Annotated in this window: 17 protein-coding genes; 9 read left to right on the forward strand and 8 right to left on the reverse strand. The window is 71.2% G+C overall.

Features of this window, described 5'->3' with window-relative positions:
- Positions 1-30: 30 nt before the first annotated feature.
- Positions 31-1,518 carry a hypothetical protein gene (locus ABT324_RS31045; protein WP_351184704.1) on the forward strand — a complete coding sequence of 496 codons (1,488 nt, stop codon included), beginning with the start codon at positions 31-33 and terminating at the stop codon, positions 1,516-1,518.
- A gap of 777 nt (positions 1,519-2,295) precedes the next feature.
- Here the strand turns inward: ABT324_RS31045 and ABT324_RS31050 are convergent.
- Positions 2,296-2,757, reverse strand: coding sequence for a carboxymuconolactone decarboxylase family protein (locus ABT324_RS31050; RefSeq protein ID WP_351184706.1), 462 nt, complete (start codon positions 2,755-2,757; stop codon positions 2,296-2,298).
- A 47-nt stretch (positions 2,758-2,804) separates the two neighbouring features.
- Between ABT324_RS31050 and pdxR the strand changes: the two genes are divergently transcribed.
- Positions 2,805-4,202, forward strand: coding sequence for a MocR-like pyridoxine biosynthesis transcription factor PdxR (gene pdxR / locus ABT324_RS31055; RefSeq protein ID WP_351184708.1), 1,398 nt, complete (start codon positions 2,805-2,807; stop codon positions 4,200-4,202).
- Here the strand turns inward: pdxR and ABT324_RS31060 are convergent.
- Positions 4,186-4,659, reverse strand: coding sequence for a metallopeptidase family protein (locus tag ABT324_RS31060; protein ID WP_351184710.1), 474 nt, complete (start codon positions 4,657-4,659; stop codon positions 4,186-4,188). The genes pdxR and ABT324_RS31060 overlap by 17 nt on opposite strands.
- Positions 4,660-4,899: 240 nt before the next feature.
- Here ABT324_RS31060 and ABT324_RS31065 point away from each other — a divergent pair, with 240 nt between their 5' ends.
- The 7 genes from ABT324_RS31065 to ABT324_RS31095 all read left to right on the forward strand — a co-directional run bounded on the left by ABT324_RS31065 (position 4,900) and on the right by ABT324_RS31095 (position 12,201).
- Positions 4,900-5,259 carry a DUF3499 domain-containing protein gene (locus ABT324_RS31065; protein WP_351184712.1) on the forward strand — a complete coding sequence of 120 codons (360 nt, stop codon included), beginning with the start codon at positions 4,900-4,902 and terminating at the stop codon, positions 5,257-5,259.
- Between the two features lie 110 nt (positions 5,260-5,369).
- Positions 5,370-6,719: a phosphomannomutase/phosphoglucomutase gene (locus ABT324_RS31070; RefSeq protein WP_351184714.1), complete on the forward strand. Its 1,350-nt coding sequence runs from the start codon at positions 5,370-5,372 to the stop codon at positions 6,717-6,719.
- A gap of 66 nt (positions 6,720-6,785) precedes the next feature.
- Positions 6,786-7,001, forward strand: a complete 216-nt coding sequence (locus ABT324_RS31075; RefSeq protein ID WP_351184716.1) for a Trm112 family protein — start codon at positions 6,786-6,788, stop codon at positions 6,999-7,001.
- Positions 7,002-7,007: 6 nt separating this feature from the next.
- Entirely contained in the window at positions 7,008-8,087 is a 1,080-nt protein-coding gene (locus ABT324_RS31080; protein WP_351184718.1) for a hypothetical protein, read from the forward strand.
- A 106-nt stretch (positions 8,088-8,193) separates the two neighbouring features.
- Positions 8,194-9,444, forward strand: coding sequence for a mannose-6-phosphate isomerase, class I (gene manA / locus ABT324_RS31085; RefSeq protein ID WP_351184720.1), 1,251 nt, complete (start codon positions 8,194-8,196; stop codon positions 9,442-9,444).
- A 146-nt stretch (positions 9,445-9,590) separates the two neighbouring features.
- Positions 9,591-10,514: a cation diffusion facilitator family transporter gene (locus ABT324_RS31090; RefSeq protein WP_351184722.1), complete on the forward strand. Its 924-nt coding sequence runs from the start codon at positions 9,591-9,593 to the stop codon at positions 10,512-10,514.
- A 139-nt stretch (positions 10,515-10,653) separates the two neighbouring features.
- Positions 10,654-12,201 carry an amino acid permease gene (locus ABT324_RS31095; protein ID WP_351184724.1) on the forward strand — a complete coding sequence of 516 codons (1,548 nt, stop codon included), beginning with the start codon at positions 10,654-10,656 and terminating at the stop codon, positions 12,199-12,201.
- A gap of 321 nt (positions 12,202-12,522) precedes the next feature.
- Here the strand turns inward: ABT324_RS31095 and ABT324_RS31100 are convergent, their stop codons facing one another.
- The 6 genes from ABT324_RS31100 to ABT324_RS31125 all read right to left on the reverse strand — a co-directional run bounded on the left by ABT324_RS31100 (position 12,523) and on the right by ABT324_RS31125 (position 20,306).
- Positions 12,523-15,165, reverse strand: coding sequence for a hypothetical protein (locus ABT324_RS31100; protein WP_351184726.1), 2,643 nt, complete (start codon positions 15,163-15,165; stop codon positions 12,523-12,525).
- A gap of 237 nt (positions 15,166-15,402) precedes the next feature.
- A complete protein-coding gene (locus ABT324_RS31105; protein ID WP_351184728.1) occupies positions 15,403-16,149 on the reverse strand; it encodes a hypothetical protein in 747 nt (248 codons plus the stop codon).
- A gap of 21 nt (positions 16,150-16,170) precedes the next feature.
- Complete coding sequence (locus ABT324_RS31110; protein WP_351184730.1) at positions 16,171-18,156, reverse strand: hypothetical protein; 1,986 nt, start codon at positions 18,154-18,156, stop codon at positions 16,171-16,173.
- Positions 18,153-18,971, reverse strand: coding sequence for a hypothetical protein (locus ABT324_RS31115; RefSeq protein ID WP_351184732.1), 819 nt, complete (start codon positions 18,969-18,971; stop codon positions 18,153-18,155). Before ABT324_RS31115 ends, ABT324_RS31110 begins: the two co-directional genes overlap by 4 nt.
- 100 nt (positions 18,972-19,071) lie before the next feature.
- Positions 19,072-19,689 carry a Crp/Fnr family transcriptional regulator gene (locus ABT324_RS31120; protein ID WP_351184734.1) on the reverse strand — a complete coding sequence of 206 codons (618 nt, stop codon included), beginning with the start codon at positions 19,687-19,689 and terminating at the stop codon, positions 19,072-19,074.
- Positions 19,690-19,832: 143 nt separating this feature from the next.
- Positions 19,833-20,306, reverse strand: a complete 474-nt coding sequence (locus ABT324_RS31125) for an OsmC family protein (protein WP_351184736.1) — start codon at positions 20,304-20,306, stop codon at positions 19,833-19,835.
- Positions 20,307-20,357: the final 51 nt, after the last annotated feature.

Genomic DNA, 20,357 nt, shown 5'->3' on the forward strand with positions numbered 1-20,357 from the left:
CGCCGCGCGGTCGCCGCCGGGGCGTACGCCTTGTTACCGGCGGCGTCGCTGTCGGCCGGGCAGGGGCGGCTGGACGTGGTGGTCGCGCACGTCCTGGTGCCGCCGCTGCTGGCTGGGATCGCGGTGGTGATCCGGCGTTCCGACGGCCAGTGGCTGGGCACGGTCTGCCTGACCGCGCTGGGCCTCGCGGTGCTCGGCGCCTTCTCGCCGCTGATGCACCTCGCGTTGATCGTGCTGGCGCTGCTCGCGCACGTCCTGCTACCCGGTGAGACAGCGCGCAGCCGACGTCGGGTGGCCGGTCTGACCGCGTTGGTTCTGCTGTCGGTCGCCTGCCTGCTGCCGTGGCCCATCGCGGTCCTGCAACACCCGCAGGTCCTGCTGCACGGGCTCGGGGCTCGCGTGGTGGAGCAGCCCGCAGGCGCGTGGTTGCTCGCGTTGAGCCCGGACGGTTCTCCGGCGAGCTGGCTGGGGGTGCTGTTCGTCCTCGCCGCAATGGGGGCGCTCGCACTCGCCTGGGACAAGCGGATGCTGCCCGCCGTCGGGGTCGTGGTCTTCGGCTGGTTGGTGGCGGCTGCGGTGGACGGCTCGGCAGCCGAGCCGATCGCGGGGGGAGTGGCCACCGTCGGCTGGACCGGCGGCCCGCTGGTGCTCGTCGCCGCGGGCTGCGGCTGGATCGTGCTGCAGGCCGGTCGGCCGAAGCTCCTGCCGAGGGTGCCGGGGGTCGCTGCGTTGGCGGTCGTGGTGCTCGGATTGGTGGTGAGCTCGGCTTTCGCGCTGGTCGGCGGTCCGCTAGCCCCGGAGCGGCCGGCGGCCGGACCGTTCGGGACGCGACTGGTCCTCGATCCCGGGCCCCAGCCCGCGCGACTGGTCACCGGATCCGGCCCGCGCTTCGGTGACGACGACCTGGCGCCCGCTGGGTCGGCCACCGACTGGCTACGCCAGGTCGATGACGACCTGCAGTCCGACGATCCCGGCCGGGTGCGGGGCGCGCTGGCCTCGGTGGCGGCGCGCGGCGCGGAGTTCGTCGTCGTACCGGGCGATTCGCGGGTGCTCGAACTCGGCCACGGCCTGGTGAACGAACACGCGGGACTCCCGGACGGCAGCCGGGTCCTGCGCCTGCTGCTGCCGAGCTCGCCGATCAAGCTGGTCGGCCCCGACCTGGCGCGCCAAGCCCAGACCGAACCCGAACCGACCCCGGAAGCCCGCCCGCTCCCGGTCGCCGCGCAGCTGCCGAACTTCACGGTCCGGATCTCCGAGGGCGGTGCGGGCCGCGCGCTGGTCCTTGGCGCGGAGAACGAACCCGGCTGGTACGCGCGGGTCGACGGCATGACGTTCCCGCTGGCCACGGCCTGGGGCCACCAGGTGGCGATCCCACTGCCGGAGCAAGCGGCCGAGGTCCAGGTCGGGTTCACCGAACTCCCCCGCACGGCCCTGCTCTCCGTCCAAGCCGCAGCGGTCCTGTTCACCCTGGTCACGGCAATCCCCAGCCGCCGCCGCAAACCCACCCCCACCCCCTGACCACCCCGCCGCCCACCCCGCGGCCCCAACCCAACAGGCCCTCCGGCGCATCGCGCCCGAACAGGCGGGTTCCTCCCCTGGGCAGCTCAGCCACCCAGCAGAGGAACCCGCAACTTCAATGGAACAAGGACACCTGACAACCATTGAGGTGATCTCACCGGACCCGCACTGGCGAGTCGCCGGATGATTCACAGTTTCAACCGAAACTGTAATCCCAGGCAGACGCCGAAACCGCTTCCACCGGCACCCAGCGCCGATCGCGGGCGTTGATGAAGAACGCTTCTGCCGACCGAGCCGGTGAAAGGTGCCCTTCGCTTGGGGCGCGCGAGAGTGGTGACGCGTCGGCGGATGGGCGAGGGACGGTTACAGTTTCAACTGAAACTGTGCACCACCGGTGTGTCGGGCACCCGACACGCCGGTGATGCGTCGGGGCGCTTACTGAGATCACCTCATTGAATTCGCCAGCACGACACGCCCGTGACGGACTGTCCGAAGCTGCCCCCGGAAGACCGTGCGGCGGACCCGGGGTGTCCGCAGTTTCAATTGAAACTGCGAACTCACGGCGTGTCGTGGGGCGACACGCCGGAGGTTCCGGGCAGTGGTTCAGCCGTTCGGGGGTGTGGTTCGCGATTTCAATGGAACTTGAGTGCCTGATTTTCATCGGAGTTGCGTTGGGGCGACATCCCGGGCGGCTTGGAGGGCTGGTCGGAGCGGAGGTTGGCGCACCCTTCGGAGGTTGTGGGGAGTGGTGTTCCGGGCCTCTCGAAGGGGGTGGGGTTACGCCTTGCGTTCGTCGGTGCCGGGGGTTTTGGCCGTGGCGAGCGCGATGCGGTTCCAGGTGTTGATGCTGAGGATCAGCGCGAGCAAGCTCGCCAGCTCCGCGGGCTCGAAGTGCTCGGCCGCTCGGGCGTAGACCTCGTCGGGCACTCCGCGCTCGGACACCAGGGTGACCGCCTCGGTCAGCTCCAGCGCCGCCAGTTCCCGGTCGGTGAAGAAGCGGGCCGCCTCCCGCCACACCGAGACCATGTGCAGCCGGTTCTCGTCCGCACCCGCCTCGCGGGCGTCGTTCACGTGCATGTGCAGGCAGTACGCGCACCCGTTGAGCTGGGACGCGCGGATTCGCACCAGCTCCCCCAACTCGGGGTCGAGACCTTCACGGGCCGCGTCCTCGAAGGCGCGCTGGGCGCGGTAGACCTTCGGCGCGGTCCGGGCGAGGTCGATGCGGTTCTGGTTCGTCATGCGCCTCACGCTACGGCGCACATCGACCGGTCGTAGAGTGCAATTCCGTGCCAGTTCCCTGGGCCAATTCCGCCGCGTCGACGGGCAGCGACCTGCACTTGGACCTCTCCGCGCCGGGCAGCCGCCGGTCGGTGCTCACCGCTGCGCTGCGCGAGGCGATCCGGTCCGGGCGGCTGCCCTCGGGTTCCCGGCTGCCGCCGTACCGCTCGCTGGCGGCGGACCTCGGCCTGGCCCGCAACACCGTCGCCGCGGCCTACGCGGAGCTGATCGCCGAGGGCTGGCTCACGGCCAGGCAGGGCTCGGGAACCCGAGTCGCGCATCGTGCCGAACCGCGCCGCTCCAGCCGCCCGGCCCGGCCGCCGCGAAGCCCGGCTCCCCGCCACGACCTGCGGCAAGGACAACCCGACAGCTCCGACTTCCCGCGGAGCACCTGGGCGGCGTCGACCCGCCGCGCCCTCAACGCGGCGCCGAGCGAGGCCTTCGGCCCCGGTGACCCGCAGGGCAGGCCGGAGCTGCGCCGAGCGCTGGCCGACTACCTCGCCCGAGCCCGCGGCGTGCGGGCGGAGCCGGAGCGGATCGTGATCTGCTCCGGGTTCGGCCACGCCCTCGACCTGCTGTTCGGCCACGTCCTGCGCGGGCCGCTCGCGGTGGAGTCCTACGGGCTGTCCTTCCACCGGCAGCGGGTGACCGCGGCCGGGGTCCGCACGATCCCGCTCACCCTGGACGAGCACGGCGCCCGCACCGACGAGCTGGACACGCGGGTGCGCGCCGTGCTGCTCACGCCCGCCCACCAGTTCCCGACCGGCGGCCCACTTCACCCGGAGCGCCGCGCCGCGGCCGTCGACTGGGCCCGCACCACCGGTGGTCTGGTCCTGGAGGACGACTACGACGGCGAGTTCCGCTACGACCGGGAGCCGGTCGGCGCGGTGCAGGGGCTCGACCCGGAGCGGGTGATCTACCTGGGATCGGTCAGCAAGAGCCTGTCCCCGGCGGTGCGCGTCGGCTGGATGGTGCTGCCCGAGCACCTGGTGGACAAGGTGCTGGCGGTGAAGGGTGGGCGGGAGCTCTGGACGGGCGTCCTGGACCAGCTGGCGCTGGCCGACTTCGTCGAGTCCGGGCACTACGACCGCCACGTCCGCCGCGCCCGGCAGCGCTACCGGCGGCGCCGGGACCAGCTGCTCGCGGTGCTGGCCGAGCACGTCCCGCACATCACCGCTACCGGTATCGCCGCAGGTCTGCACGCCGTGCTCCGCCTGCCGCCCGGCACCGAGCAAGCCACCGCCGCAGCCGCCGCCGAACGCGGCATCGCGGTGGACGGGCTCGCCGAGTTCCGCCACCCGGACGCTGCGATGCCCGTCGTGGAGGGGCTCGTCGTCGGCTACGGCACGCCGCCCGAGCACGGGTACGCCGCCGCGCTGGAGGCCCTGGTCACTGCCCTTCGATGACGTCCGGGTCCAGGCCCAGGTAGGTGGCCACCTGCTCGACCAGGACGTCGTGCAGCAGGTCCGCCATGTCCGTGCCGTCGCGCGCCCGCGCCTCCAGCGGCCGCCGGTACAGCACGATCCGCGCGCGCGTGGGCAGCCCGCGGCGGTCCACCCCGGCCGGGACCAGCCTGGCCAGCGGGACGTTGGAGTCCACCACCACGTCGTCGTCCCACACGACCTTCTCGGGCGCCGTGCTGGTGATCTCCGGTACCTCGTCGACGGCGACGTCCAGCTGTGTCAGCTCGGCGTGCCAGCGTTGCTCGATCGGCTCCAGCGCTTCCAACACCAGCGCGTCGAAGCGCTGCGAGCGGCTGCGCGACACCGGGACCGACGACGGGTACAGCGGTCCGCGCAGGCCACGACCGCGCCGGTCCCGCCGGAAGCGGACACGGCGCCGAGATCCACGTGCGGTCACCACGGGCCGAGAGTACGCCTTCCGCCGCCCAGGACGGGACACCGCTGGTCCGGCGAGTGGACGCGGGTCGGGCGGCCGCGCCACGGGAGCCGGGCGGAGCGCGCCGACCAGGGCGAACGCCCAGCGCCGGGGATCCGTTCACGCAGGGCGGACATGGTCGAACCCGGTGCTCAGCCGCGCCTTCGACGCCGGTTTCCGCGTGCCTTCGCCGCGCACCGGAGCAGGCGCGCTATCGTGCGTGTCGTGCGGAGCGTGAGGCGGTGCTCGCGGACCGGGTGTCTCAACCCGGCCGTCGCCACGCTCACTTATGCCTACGCGGACTCCACCGCGGTCGTCGGCCCGCTGGCCACCTATGCCGAACCGCACAGCTACGACCTGTGCGAAGCGCACGCGCTGCGGCTCACTGTGCCGAAGGGCTGGGAGGTCGTGCGGCACGAGGGCGAGTTCGCCCCGCCGGAACCCTCCGACGACGACTTGACCGCGCTGGCCGAGGCGGTCCGGGAGGCCGGGCGGTCGGACCGGCCGGTGGAGCCCCAGGGGCTCACCTCCGGCGGCAGCCGCCGCGGGCACCTGCGGGCGCTGCCCGATCCGATCGACGAGTGAATTGATCGTGACGAACAGCTCGCGTGCTCCCAGCGGACGCCACCACCCGATCGATCGCCGGTAGGCTGCCAACCACGTCGTGTCTGGCGCGGAATCGGGGAGGGTGCAGCGTGCGGGACTTGTCGGGGATCGTCAAGGCGTACGACATCCGCGGGGTGGTCGGGGATGGGCTCGACACCGACGTGGTCCGGGAGGTTGGCGCCGCCTTCAGCCGGCTCGTGGGTGGCCCTGCCGTGGTCGTCGGCCACGACATGCGGGAGTCCTCGCCGGGGCTGGCCGAGGCCTTCGCCGAGGGCGTGACCGGCCAGGGCGTCGACGTGATCAACATCGGGCTGGCCAGCACCGACATGCTCTACTTCGCCTCCGGTCGGCTGGAGCTGCCGGGCGCGATGTTCACCGCCAGCCACAACCCGGCCCAGTACAACGGCATCAAGCTCTGCCGGGCTGGTGCGGCCCCGGTCGGGCAGGACAGCGGCCTGTCCGAGATCCAGGAGCTGGTCGCCCACGGCGTGCCCGAGTTCCTCGGTGCCAAGGGAAGCACCAGCAGCCGGGACATGACCGCCGAGTACTCCGCGTTCCTGCGCGAGCTGGTCGACCTCAGCGGCATCCGCCCGCTGAAGGTCGTGGTGGACGCCGGCAACGGGATGGGCGGGCACACCGTGCCCACCGTGTTCGACGGGCTGCCGATCGACCTGGTCCCGATGTACTTCGAGCTCGACGGCAGCTTCCCCAACCACGAGGCGAACCCGCTGGACCCGGCCAACCTGGTCGACCTGCAGGCCAAGGTCCGCGAGGTGGGCGCCGACGCCGGGCTGGCCTTCGACGGTGACGCCGACCGCTGCTTCGTGGTCGACGAGCGCGCCGAACCGGTCGCGCCGAGCGCGATCACCGCGCTGGTCGCGGTCCGCGAGCTGGCCAAGGAGCCGGGCGGGACGGTCATCCACAACCTGATCACCTCCAAGGCGGTGCCGGAGATCGTCGCCGAGCACGGCGGCAAGCCGGTGCGCACCCGCGTCGGGCACTCCTTCATCAAGCAGACGATGGCCGAGACCGGGGCGATCTTCGGCGGCGAGCACTCCGCGCACTACTACTTCCGGGACTTCTGGCGGGCTGACTCCGGCATGCTGGCCGCGCTGCACGTGCTGGCCGCGCTCGGCGGGCAGGACCAGCCGCTGTCCGAGCTGATGGCCGACTACTCGCGCTACAGTGCCTCCGGCGAGATCAACTCGACCGTGGACGACCAGCAGGGTCGGATGCGCGCCGTCGCGGCCACCTTCGGGGCCCGGTCGGGTGCTCGTGTGGACGAGCTCGACGGGCTTACCGTGGAGCTGTCGGACGGCTCCTGGTTCAACCTGCGCCCGTCCAACACCGAACCGCTGCTCCGGCTCAACGTGGAGGCGAGGGACACTGACGCGGTGGCCGCGCTGCGCGACGAGGTGCTCGCGGTCGTCCGAGGGTGAATGTCGGCCGAGAGCGGTCGGAGCGCGAGGCCGCGCCGGGTGCGCGGGCGAGTTTGGGGAGGAAGAGTGGCCGTTGACCTGGAACCGCAGTTGCTGGAGGTCCTGGCTTGCCCGTGCCCGCAGCACGCCCAGCTCCGGCCGGGGCTGGCTGACGACCCCCAGGCCGACTACCTGACCTGCACCTCCTGCGGGCGCGCCTTCCCGGTGCGGGACGGCATCCCGGTGCTGCTGCTGGAAGAAGCGGTCGAGGGACCGGCGCCCGGCGCTTCCGGGGAGGGGTGACCTCCGGTGCTGGACGACAGTCTCTTCGACGACCCGGCCCGCTTGGTCGACGCCGATCCCGGCGGCCTGCTGCGACTCGCGGCCCTCTCGGGTGCGCAGGTCCGCGCGGCTGCTGAGAGCGCGACCGAGGTGGGCATGGACGACCTGGCCGACGGCCGCCCCCGCGCGGTGGTGCTGCTGGCCCGCCCAGGTGTGGGGCCCGGCGTCTGCCGCCTGCTGACCGCGCTGGCCGGGCCGCGCTGCCCGGTGCCGGTGGTGGTCACCGAAACCGTCCCTGCCTGGATCGGCGCGCTGGACGTGGTGTTCGCGCACAGCGAGGACGTCGGTGACGCGGTGCTGGCCGAATCGGTGTCGATCGCCTGCCGCCGCGGCGCGACGGTCGTGCTGGCCGTGCCGTCGGACGGTCCGGTGGCCGCCGCGGGCGCTGGCCGGGCCAAGGTGCTGCCGCCGCGCATCCCGGTTCCGCCCGCCCTGTCCTTCGCCCACGCCTTAGCGGTCGGGCTCAGCATCTTCGGCGCGCTCGACCTGGTGCGCTTCGACACCGACCAGCTCGCCGACGAGCTGGACAAGGAAGCCGAGCGCGCGCACCCGAACCAGGAGACGCTCACCAACCCGGCGAAGTCGCTGGCGATGCGGCTGGCCGAGCGCGCGCCGCTGCTGTGGGGGCTGGACCCGGTGTCCACCGCGGTGGCCGAGCACGGGGCGTTCGCCCTCGGCGCCCACGCCGCGACGCCCTGCCACGTGGCCGACTACCAGCAGGCCGTGGCGGAGCGGGCGCTGCACCGGGCCGCGTCCTCGGTCGGTTCCGAAGCGGACCTGTTCGCCGACCCCGAGGACAACCCGGGGTCCGCCCTGCGCGTGTTCCTGGTCAGCGCGCGGTACGACGCGCAGGGGGAGGCCCAGGAACGGGGCGCGGTGCGGGACCTGCCCGGCGCGGACCTGATCAGCCCGGGGGATTCGGTGCGCGACGACGCGGTCCTGCGGTCCGCGGCGCTGGCCGCCCGGTTCGACCTGGCCGCCGTCTACCTCGGGTTGGCGGCGGGCACGTTGAACGGGCCGGGATGGCCCGCCATGGCGATGCACTGAGGGAAGTTTCAGGGAATGCCCCGATGCCGCCCGGCGGCCCGGCGCGGTGTGCTGTGCTGGGCGTCGCGGACGAGCAGGCGCGAAGATTAGGAAGCGAGAAACGACTGTGGAGCTACTGCGGAACGCGGTGCGCCCCTATGCGTGGGGCTCGCGTACCGCTATTGCTGATCTGCTCGGTCGGCCCGTCCCCACCCCGCACCCGGAAGCCGAGCTGTGGATGGGCGCCCACCCCGGTGACCCGTCCCGGGTGGTCCGGCCCGACGGCGACGAGGTGTCCCTGCTGTCCCTGCTGGAGGAGGACCCGGCGCGCCACCTCGGCCCGGTGTGCGTGCAGCGCTGGGGTGGTCGGCTGCCGTTCCTGCTCAAGGTGCTCGCCGCGGACGAGCCGCTGAGCCTGCAGGCGCACCCGTCCGCCGAGCAGGCCGCCGAGGGTTTCCGGCGGGAGGAGGAAGCAGGGATAGCGCGCAACGCGCCCAACCGCAACTACCCGGACCCCACTGCCAAGCCCGAACTGGTCTGCGCGCTGACCGAGTTCCACGCGCTGGCCGGGTTCCGCGAGGCCCGGCGCACGGTCCAGCTGCTGGACGAGCTGGCGGTGCCGAGCCTGCGCGCCCACCGCGAGCTGCTCGCCGCCCAACCCGACGCCGACGGACTCCGCGCGCTGTTCACGACCTGGATCACGCTGCCGGAGACCTACCTGCGCGAGGTGCAGCCCGAGCTGCTGGAGGCGTGCGTGGAGCACGTGCGCGGGCACGGCGAGTTCGCCCTCGAGTGCCGGACGGTGCTGGAGCTCGGCGAGGCCTACCCGCACGACGCCGGGGTCCTGGCCAGCCTGCTGCTCAACCGCGTCGTCCTGCAGCCCGGCGAAGCGATCTTCCTGCCCGCGGGCAACCTGCACGCCTACCTCAACGGCACCGCCATCGAGATCCTGGCGAACTCCGACAACATCCTGCGCTGCGGGCTGACCCCCAAGCACGTCGACGTCCCGGAGCTGCTGCGCGTGCTGGACTTCGCCTGCGGTGACATGCGGGTGCTCAAGGGCGAGTCGCTGGACGCCAACCTGACCGCCTACCGGGCCCCGGCCGACGAGTTCGAGCTGTCCAGGCTGGACTGGACGCCGGCCGAGTCCGGGGTGGTGCACCTGGACTCCCCGGGCCCGCAGATCCTGCTGTGCACCAAGGGCAGCATCCGGCTGACCAGCAGCACGCACAACGGTTCGGTGCCGCGCGAGCTGCGCTTGGAGCGCGGCCAGTCGGTGTGGCTCGCGGCGTCCGACCCGGCGGTGCAGGTGCGCCCCGCCGACCTCGACGGTGACGGCCGGGCGCAGGTCTTCCGCGCTGCCGCTGGCGCGTTCTGAGGCATCGCCCGAAAAGGGCGAAAGGCGCAGCCTGTCAACATTCGGACGAGTTCCCCGACCTGGCGTCCGAAGTGCCAGGTAGCAGGTAGATTCCTCCCGTCATCGACCGGCGGACCGGTCGGAGTTCGCACCGCACGGGAGAGAACGTGTCAGCAAGTGGCGGCACCAAGGCGATCCTGGCCGCGCTCACGGCCAACGCCGGGATCGCGGTGGCCAAGTTCGCCGGGTTCCTGTTCACCGGATCGTCGTCGATGCTCGCGGAGTCGGTGCACTCCCTGGCCGACACGTCCAACCAGGGCCTGCTGCTGATCGGGCAGAAGACCGCGCAGCGCAAACCCACCGAGGAGCACCCGTTCGGGTACGGCCGCGACCGCTACTTCTACTCGTTCGTCGTGGCGCTGCTGCTGTTCAGCCTGGGCTCGGTGTTCGCGCTCTACGAGGGCATCCACAAGGTCCAGCACCCCGAACCGCTGACCTACGCCTGGGTCGCGGTGCTGATCCTGCTGATCGCGATCGGACTGGAGTCCTACAGCTTCATCACCGCGATCAAGGAGTCCCGCGAGCTCAAGGGCGGGCTGAACTGGTGGCAGTTCGTCCGGCAGGCCAAGACCCCGGAGCTGCCGGTGGTGCTGCTGGAGGACCTGGGCGCGCTGGTCGGCCTGGGGCTGGCGCTGTGCGGCGTCGGTCTCACCGTGCTCACCGGGAACCCGGTGTGGGACGGTGTCGGCACCACCTGCATCGGGGTGCTGCTGGGGGTGATCGCGGTCGTGTTGATCGTCGAGACCAAGAGCCTGCTCATCGGGGAGGGCGCCAGCCGCGAGGTGCTGGCCGAGATCGTCGGCGAGCTGGAGCGCGGGAGGGTGCAGAGGGTGATCCACATCCGCACCCAGTACCTCGGCCCGGAGGAGCTGCTCATCGCGGCGAAGATCGGCATGACGCCCGCGATGACGGTGACCGAGGTGGCCGCGGAGATCGACGACGCCGAAGCCCGGATCCGCGCGAAAGTGCCTGCTGCGCGGCTGATCTACCTCGAACCGGACCTGGAGCGGGGGCGGTCGCTGACCCCGTGAGCTGGTCTGGTCTGATACCGGGCCGAGCGCATCACAAGGAGCTAACGAAAGTGCTGGCGGACTCAAGTCACCCAGTTCCGCCCGCAAGACTGCCGGGTTAGGGTGCGACCCACAATTTGGGATTCATGAGGAGGCGACAGTGCCAGGTACTGGGCTGTGGCGAACCAAGTCGGTAGAGCAATCGATCTTGGACACCGACGAGCCGGACACCAAGCTGCGCAAGAACCTGGGCACCTGGGACCTGATCGTCTTCGGTGTGTCCGTGGTGATCGGTGCCGGCATCTTCACCCTCGCCGCGCGGACCGCCGGTGACATGACAGGTCCCTCGGTGTCCTTGGCGTTCGTCCTCGCCGCGATCGCCTGCGGGCTCGCGGCGCTGTGCTACGCCGAGTTCGCCTCCACGGTGCCGGTCGCGGGCAGTGCCTACACCTACTCCTACGCGACCTTCGGCGAGTTCATCGCCTGGATCATCGGCTGGGACCTGATCCTGGAGTTCGCGGTCGCCGCGGCGGCGGTCGCCAAGGGCTGGTCGATCTACCTGGAGCAGGTCTTCGGGCTGATCGGGGTGGAGCTGCCGACCTCGTTCGAGCTGGTCGGCGGGCTGCAGTTCGACTGGGGCGCGGTGCTGCTGGTCGCCGTGCTGTGCACGCTGCTGGCGCTGGGCACCAAGCTGTCCGCGCGGGTCAGCCTGGTCATCACGCTGATCAAGGTCTTCGTGGTGCTGCTGGTCATCGTGGTCGGACTGGGCTACATCAACGCGTCCAACTACACGCCGTTCATCCCGCCGGCGACCGAGGCGTCCGCCACCGACACGCCCGCGATCGAGCAGTCGCTGCTGTCGCTGATCCTCGGTGGTGAGACGAGCACCTTCGGCATCTTCGGCCTGCTGGCCGGTGCGTCGCTGGTGTTCTTCGCCTTCATCGGCTTCGACATCGTCGCCACCACCGCGGAGGAGACCCGCAACCCGCAGAAGAACGCGCCGCGGGGCATCCTCGGCAGCCTGGCGATCGTCACCGTGCTGTACGTGGCCGTCGCCATGGTGGTCACCGGCATGGTGCCCTACACCGACCTGGCGACCGACGAGTCCGGCACCCGCTCCACGCTGGCCACGGCCTTCGCGCAGCACGGGATCAACTGGGCCGCCGCGATCATCGCGGTCGGTGCGCTGGTCGGTCTGACCACGGTCGTCATGGTGCTGCTGCTGGGCCAGACCCGAGTCCTGTTCGCCATGTCCCGCGACGGTCTGGTGCCGCGCGGCCTGGCCAAGACCGACCCGAAGCGCGGCACCCCGACCCGGGCCACCGTGCTGGTCGGCGTGGTCGTGCTGGTGGCGGCCGGTTTCTTCCCGGCGGACAAGCTCGAAGAGATGGTCAACGTCGGCACCCTGTTCGCGTTCGTGCTGGTCTCGCTGGGCGTGATCGTCCTGCGCCGGACCCGGCCCGACCTGCCGCGCGGCTTCCGCGCGCCGCTGGTGCCGCTGGTGCCGATCCTGGCGATCATCGCCTGCGTGTGGCTGATGCTGAACCTGACCGCGCTGACCTGGATCCGGTTCGTCATCTGGATGGTGGCCGGTGTGGTGATCTACTTCCTCTACGGCCGGTCCCACTCCCGGCTGGGGGAGCGGATCAGGAACGGCGAGGTCTCGGCCGGTGGCGAGGTGCCTCGAGGCGCTGGCTCGTCCGACTAGTCCCGGCACCTGCTCGCGCGGCGGCGTCGTCCCGGTGGGGCGGCGCCGCCGCTTTTTTGTGCGCACCGAGCTCGATTCGAACTGATGTTCACCTGCTCGAGTGATGACCTCTCCAGGGCAGCCCAGGATCATGGTTCCCATGGAACTTGCAACGGCTGAACTCAGGACCTGGTGGCCAACCACGAACCGTCCGGTGCGTGCCGACGTGCTGCGCGGTCCCGGTGATCGAGGAGCGCCGCGCTGGTGTCCACCGCCGCACCGCGTGCGCGGTGGCGCGGTCCGTGCTGGACCGCGCCACCGGCTAGCTGCGGGGTGGGTGACTCAGTGCTCGCTGGTGCCCAGCGACATCGCGCGCTCCCACGGGGCGGTGCGTCCGCGCGGCTCGGTGATCTCGGGCAGCACCGACGGCTTGGGCCGGGCCTTCGCGGGCTGCGGCTCCGGCGCGGTGTCCGGCTCGACCTCGTTGTCCGGCGTGGGTTCGGGCTCGTCCGAGGGGTGGGCCAGCTCCTCGACGGAGTCGGTGAGGGATCCGCCGTCGCCGCCCTGCGCGGTGAGTTGAGGTGCCTTCGGCGCGCTCGGCACGGCCGGAGCCTGCGCGGGCGTGGGGGTCTGCGGGCGCAACGGCAGCGTGGCACCGCGGACCGGGGTCTCCAGCCCGGCCGCCATCGCCACCGCCCGGTCCCACTCGGGGTCGCCGGGGTAGTCGGTGTGCCCCAGCACGCCCGGCACCCAGCGGCGGCATGCGAACGGCCCGCGCTGCGGGTCCGGCAGCCAGTGGTCCCCGCCCAGCACCAGCGCGCCGGTGGGGCCGCGGGTCGCCGCGGGTAGCGGGCCTTCGGTGCCGTCGGCACGGAACCCCACGCCGATCAGCATGCCGTCGTAGACCTGCCGGTTCCACGTGGTCACGGCCCCGCCGAGCGGGTCGGTGCCGCGGCACAGCGAGCGCCAGCGCCCGCCGAGCGTTCCGGCCAGGTCGCGCAGCGACTTGTGCGGCACCACGCCGGGGAAGGCCCGCGGGTAGGCCCACTGCAGCTGCGAACCCGCGGTGACCAGCCCGACGCGTTCGCGGTCGGCCTCGGGCAGCGAGTCGAGCAGCCGGGCGGTGGCCACCGCGGCGAGCAGGCTGCCCTGGCTGTGCCCGACGAGCACGACCCGGGTGTTCGGGTCGGCCAGGTGCTCGGTGGCGCGGTCGGCGAGCTCGGGGATGACCTTCAGCGCGTAGCACGGCGGGACCACCGGGTGCGCCTCGCGCGGCCAGAACAGCACCAGGTCGCAGAGCACGCCGAGGTAGCGGGCGGTGTCCCGCTTGCCCGCCGCGCGGTAGACCATCCGCAGCAGGCCGGCCGCCAGTGCGGCCAGCGAAGCGACCCCGATCGCGACCAGCCAGTTCGTGTCCACCAGCGGAGGGAGGTCGACAGTTCGAGCCATCACCGTCACCGCGGTGCTGACCGCCAGCACCCCGGCGATCACCAGGAGGACGACGTGCGAGTAGCGGCGCTGCAGGGCGGCCCACTTCCAGGCGTTCGCGGCCGCGCGCTGGTCCTCCGGGCGACCGGCGTGTAGCAGGGCGATCTCGTCCGGGATCGAGCTGTCGTCATCGGTCCGGGCGGTCCGCCACCGCTTGACCAGTAGCACCGGGATGCCGATGACCGCGGCCAGCGCCAGCAGCACGGCAGTGGCGCCCCAGAAGACCGTGACGTCGTTGAACGCCTCGGGGAGCTTCGGTCCCTGCTCGCTGGGGAGGTCGTCGACGACGAGGGTCTGGCGCACGGTGTACGCGAGCCCGGCCCCGAATCCGGCGCCGAGCATGCAGGCGAACATCAGCACCGGGGCGGACATCCAGCCGCCAGCCCACGGGCGGAGCTGCTGCGGGCAGTTCTTCCAGGTGGGCCGGGCCAGCAGCGTGGCCGGGGTGAGCAGGACCGCGACGGCGACACAGGTGATCACCAGGGTGCTGGTGATCGCGTCGATGGTGGGGCCGGAGCCGGGCAGCTGCCCGACGAGCGGGCCGGGGAGCAGCGCGACCGAGCCCAGCAGCACCGAGGCTGCGGTGACCAGCACCCGCCGCGAGGTGCGGCCGAGCATGCTCCGCAGCACCTTCTCCTTGCCGTCCGGGTACATGTGGGCGGGGTCGTCGAGTCCGACCGTGCCGATCGCGCTGATGCCGATCAGCGCGGCGGCCAGCAGCCACCGCGGGTCCGGGCTGGGCTGGAACGGTCCGCCGAGCGCGAGCATCGCCACAGTGGACAGCGCGGCGGTCACGTGGAGGGCGCGCAGCGCGGGGGTGTCCGGGTCGGCGACGACGTTCGCGCCGGGCAGCATCGGAGCGCGCGCCGAGTGCTGCGGCTTGTCGGTCTTCGGCGCCGAGACCTGCCAGGACACAGTGGACAGACGATGCATGAGGAGGATGACGAGAGCGATCGGCAGCAACGCCACCGAGGAGCGCAGCACGTCGATGGAGCGGACCGCGTCCGGGATGAACTCCAGGCACGTCGCGCCGGGGCTCAGGCACTGCGCGGCCACCATGTCGAGGCTGACCACGGTCAGCTGCGCGACGAACAGCATCGTCAGCAGCAGCGCGGACAGCCGGAGCAAGGCGCGCAGCGCCGTGGAGAGCGCCCGGCTGATGGGGTTGCTGCTCTGCACGGGCGGCAGCATCCAGTGCGCCATGTTCGCCAGCGCGAACGGGAACAGCAGCGCCCAGGTCGCCTTGGCCAACCCGCCGGAGGTCATGCTGCCCCAGACGTAGCCCTCGACGATCCGGGGCACCGAGCGGTCCCCGGTGGACAGCACCGGCCCCGGAACCGGACGGCGCAACCGGTCGGCCGGGCGCATGATCCGCCCGACCCCGTCCCCGGCGACGTCCACCGAAGCGACGGAGTCGGTCAGCTCATCGCCGGTGGCACCGAGGATGCCGTGCACCCGCAGCTCGACCACGCGGGTGTCGGGCCCGGGTATGTGCACTGGTTCCTCCCGAGTCGTTCGCGACCATCGACCACCGGTGATCGATTCTCCACGGCAGCTCACGATCTGGCGAGCTCTGCACCGATGATTCTGGTCGCCCGGACCACCCCCTGTCCCGAGATCGGCCCACTCCACCCCACCAACCCACACCTTCGGCCGAACCCCGCGCGGGACGCGCACCGCAGCTGGTTCCTGGTTCGATGCCCGCGGGCGACCCTTCGTCCGCGGGCATCGAGATCAGGCAGCTGCAGCGGCCGGGTCGGCGACCAGTTCGATCATTTCGGCGAAGCTCCGGAGCAGGTGGTCCCGGGAGGCCTCGTCGAGCCGCGCGAGCTGGCTCTCGAGCTCGCCGAGCAGCCCGTCGTGCGCCTCCACCTCCGGGGAACCTTCGTAGTGCTGCAGGAGGCGCTCCAGGTCGTTGAGCTTGTTCGCGCGGCCCGGGTCGTCCTGGACCCACCAGAGCAGGGCCGCCTGCCGGTCGGGAAACACCTCCCGGCGCAGGTACTCGCGCTCCTCGGCCTTGATCAGCCGGGTCATGGCGTTGTTCTCGCGGTGCTGGAGCAACTTCAGGTAGCGCTCGGTGGCCTCGCGGTGCTCGTCGGACACCGTGAGCGTGACCTCGCCACGACCGACCACCCCGGGCCCGGTCAACGAGGCCAGCTGGCGGTTGATCTCCGCCTCCACCAGCTCGCGCTGCGTCACCAGGGCCTGCTTCGCCAGGGGCTGTGCCAGGCGGCCCGCTTCGGTCTTGATGAAGGTCTCGGGGTCGAGGTCCGGAGGAACCTCGGGGAGCACCTGCCAGTACAGCTCGAAACCCGCGTCGAAGCAGGACCCGTTGATCGCGCCCGGCAGCTGCGCGCGCAGTCGGGTGGCGTACCACTGCCCGGGTAAGCGCCCGAACTGCGGGAACGGGATCCCCTTCCGGTTGGCGAGCCAACTCGCCAACTTGTTGAGCCCGGTGACCATGTGCTGGGTGAACGTCATGTCCCTTCCCTGGATATCGTGTTAGGGGGTGGGGCGGCGGAAGTGCTGGAAGGACCTGCGCAGCTCGTCGACCTTCCGCTGTGCCGGATCGACACCGCGCAACCTGGTGAGCAGCTCGCGCAACACGCTTGCCCGGTCGGTTCGGTCCGCAGCCCACCGCCGGGCTGCGTGCTCGAGCTGGGCGACGCGCAACCCGGACGACGCTGCCGCGCTGACCAGCACCGCCAAGGTCTGATCGGCCTCGGGGCCGCTCGCGGCGTTGTCGAGCCAGGTGCCGACCGCGGCTTCCCACAGCTCGTGCACGCGCCGTGACCCGCCGGGCAGCAAATCCATGGTGTGCCGCCAGCATGTTCGAAGACCCCGATCGAGGTCTGCCACGCCTGTCGGGCCGGTGAGGGGTTCCTGCGCGAGCAGCAGGAAGATCACCGCTCCGTCCTTCCGCGCCTGCGAGGTCGTCGGGTACGTGCACCAGCGCCGAACGCGGGCGAGCACGCCCGGTGCTGTTTCCTCGCGTTCTGCCAGCGTGCGCACTGCTTGGGTGCCCAGCGCGGAGACCCGTTCGTTGGAGCCAAAGGCCGCGAGGTGGCGGAGCCTGGTGAGGCACAGCTGCAGGTCGACCCGCGCGAGGTCACCACCGCACACCGAGGCGACGACGGCGGCCACGGCTGCGCTCGGTGAACTGGTGGCCCACTCCTTCAAGGCCGCCCGCGTCCGTCGCCCGAGGACTGGATCGAGGGCGCTGTTGGTCAGGAGCCGGGCGGCCGTTTCCGATTTGCGCGCTGCCCAGGCACGGCCGACATCGGTGATCACATCGGGATCGTTGAACTCGGTGGCCACGGCGAGCAGGCGGTCGCTCAACGCGTCGACGAGCTCCGCGTCGAGCCGCCTCCCGAGGCGTGCTGGCAACGTGCTGAGCCAGTCCAGGATGGTCCTGCGCAGCCACGGCTGGTCGAGCCACACGTAGTTGAAGACGGCGTCGGCGAAACCTGGCCTGCTGAAACCGACCCGGTGCCTGGCGAGCTGGGCGTGCATCTGGTCGAGCCGCTCGCGCAGGCCATCGGCGTTGAAGGGCGGGAACCCGCCCGAGCCCGACATGCGCACCAGTTCACCGGCTTCTTCGGCGATGACGAAGGTGGGTGCCCCGTCGAGGGCGGCCAGAGCCACCAGCAATGCCCGATCCTCGGCCGACTTGTGCTCGCGGTACCACTGGCCCACCACGTCCTGCCAGGCGTGGAAGCCCGCTTCGACATCGGGGTACAGCTCGTCGAGCCGCCGATGCGGGGCGGCGCGGCTGAGGTCGCGGATCAGCTCCGCCAGTGCCCTCGCCCGGTCCGGACTCGCCCGGTCCAGGAGGGTGCGCAGCCGACTGTCCGCCTCCGCGCGGGCGGTGACGACCGCCTCGCGCACGGCAACTGGCGGGTCCGCCACGGCTTCGAGGTGCTTGGCCAGCACGGCTGCGGGAGTCGGCCGGGTGAGCCAGACGACGTTCGCCGGATCAGTCCGGAGCGCGGTGACGTCGTGCCTGAGTTCGGGCGGCACGATCACCACGGCGCGGCTCTCGGTCGAGGCCAGCTCGGCCTCCGCTGCCGCCAGCTGGTCTGACACCTCACCCGGGGGCAGCTCGGCAGTGCTGCGGAGGTCGATGAGCAAACCGGTCCGATCGCCGATGTACTCGGACAGCCGCAGGTCCTGGTCGGCCGTCACCATGCGGGGCGAGGTCTTCGCCTCGTGCAGCAGCATCGTCGCGGCGGTGTGCAAACCGCTGCCCGGATGACCGGTGATCACGGTCCGGTGGTTCTTGGTGAGCTTCTCGAGCGCGTCCGAGTACCCGTCCGGGGGCTCGAAGACCTGCGCCAGCCAGGTCAACCAGGTGTGGTCGTAACGGCTGCGGGCGAGCAGCTTCTGCGAACCGTAGGTGTAGTGGTACGTGTAGTTGTTGTCGCCGTGGTGCTCACCGGCGAACGGGCTTTGGCTCGCGGTCTCGACGGTGTTGTCCATCGTGGTCATCGCGCGTCACCGGTCGGGCTGCCGAAGGTGAAGTTGTTGTTGCCGTCGTGCTCCTTCGCGATGGCGCTCTGCTGCACGGTGCCGATGTCGAACCGGGCGGCGACCGGGGCAGTGGATTTCGTCGGCTTGGACTCGAGCTCGCTGGTGTCCGCCCGGGAGACACCTTCGATGTGGCCGAGCTCGTCGAGCGGCACCGAGGGGCACGGGATGTACAGCCAGCCGATGTCGTGGAAGTTCTTCACGGTCACGGCGTTGCGCTTGAACTGGGTGCGCCGGAGCTTCGTGTACTCGGCTTCGACGACGTCGGTGACGACCCGCTGCGACAGGATCACCGCCAGGAAGGTGGTGTCCGGGTCGGACTTGCTCAGCACGTCGCGGACCGGTTGGGAGTCCAGCAGGCGGTGCGTCTCGTTCATCGGGGTGGCCAACCCGCTGTCCGGGATCGGGCCGACGTGGATGCTGGCTCGCAGCCGCATGCGCAGGTCGCGGCTGCGGGCGCGCACCACCCCGTCATGCGCTTCCAGCACGTCCTGCAGCTCACCGAGGAGCGGGTCGACCAGGAACGGGGTGTCCACGGCCTCCACGCCGAAGTAGTATCCGTCGCCGGTGGAGGCGCCGAACACCCGCGTTTCCCACAACCGGGACAGGTTGCACTGCGCGAGAGCCTGCTCCAACAGCTGCGGGATCTCCTGCCCGAGCTGCTCCTGGTGGGCACTCGGCGCGTCGCTGAACCCCTTCGCGTCCACGGCGAACACCGTTCGGTAGGGCGGGAGCTGCCTGCTGCGGCGAACGTGCGGCACGGCTGCACTCGTCATCTGGAGCTGTCCTTTCGGGCTCGGTTCGGTACGAGGCGAGCTTCGACGCGCGCCGCGCCGCACCGAGTCCGAAATCGGACTCCGTGCGGAGTGCTTTGAATCACTCCAGGTCGTCGGGGTGGATTTCGTCGGCGAGACCGCTGGGAGCGAGCAGATGCACCCCGCCCACCTCGGTGCGCAGCAATCCCTGTTCGCGGAAGTGCCCGAGCGCGGCCTTCACCGAGCTGGCTGCGACTCCGAGCAGCTCAGCCATTTCCTTCTGGTAGAGCGGGATGAACGTGGTCGGAGCTGCCATCGCGGCGAGTTGCACCAGCAGCCATGCGACTTTGGAGCGCACTGGCAGGCCAGCGAGCTCCGAGACCATCGTGCTGTTCCAGCGGAGCTTGGCGCTGAGGTAGCGGGACAACGTCGCTTCGAGCCGGTGGCGGTTCAGGAACCCGACGAACGCCGTGCCGCGGATGAGCCGCGTCTTGCACTCGGTGACCGCGTACACGCTCGCGGACCTGCGCGCGTCGTCGATCGCGGAGAATTCGCCCAACGTGTCGCCCGGCCCGCGGACAGCGATCAGGGTCTGTCCGCGGCCGGGGCGGGCTGCCACCACTTTGCAGACACCCTCGACGACCACGAGCACGAATGTGTCTTCGGCGCCTTCCCGCAGCAGCATCTCGCCCGGTCGGTACAGCTTCGGGACCCCGATGCTGAGCAGCTCGTGCCACACGGGTGCGGGCAGGTGGTCGCGGAACGTCCGGTAACGGAGGTGGTCAGTGCTGGTCACGTTCCTCGACCCTGCAGCGGACCACGCGTTCGCCGGGCTGGATCAGATCAACTGAACCCGGATGGCGGCTGCCCGGGCACGTTCCGTCACCCGCCGGCGGTGATCTCGGGTTCGTGGCGGACCGGGAAGTTGACCGAGTTCGCGATGTAGCACTTGCGGTGGGCTTGTGCGTGCAGTTCGCGGGCCTTGGGCAGGGTTGCCGGGTCGGCGATCACCACCTTCGGGCGGAGGACGACCTCGGTGAAGTGGCCGCCGGTGTCGGGCACCTCGACCATGGTCGCGCTCGCCTCGTCGCGGTAGGCCGTGACCACCACGCCGGAGGCGCTGCACAGGCCGAGGTACCAGAGCATGTGGCACTCGGACAGCGCCGCGAGCAGGAAGTCCTCCGGGTTCGGGAGGTTCGGGTCGCCGCGGAACGCCGGGTCGGCGGAGGCCGTCAGCGGGGGCTTGCCGTCGATCTCCACCACGTGCTCGCGGCTGTACTCGCGGTAGGAGGCCGTGCCCTGGCCGGTGTTGCCGGTCCAGGTCACCGTCAGCTGGTAGGAGTGGCTCTTCTGCATGCAACCGGTATACAACTGAATGGCCTGGGGGCAAAGCGGATTTCCGCCCCG

The organism is Saccharopolyspora sp. NPDC000359 (assembly GCF_040300525.1).
Lineage (GTDB): Bacteria > Actinomycetota > Actinomycetes > Mycobacteriales > Pseudonocardiaceae > Saccharopolyspora.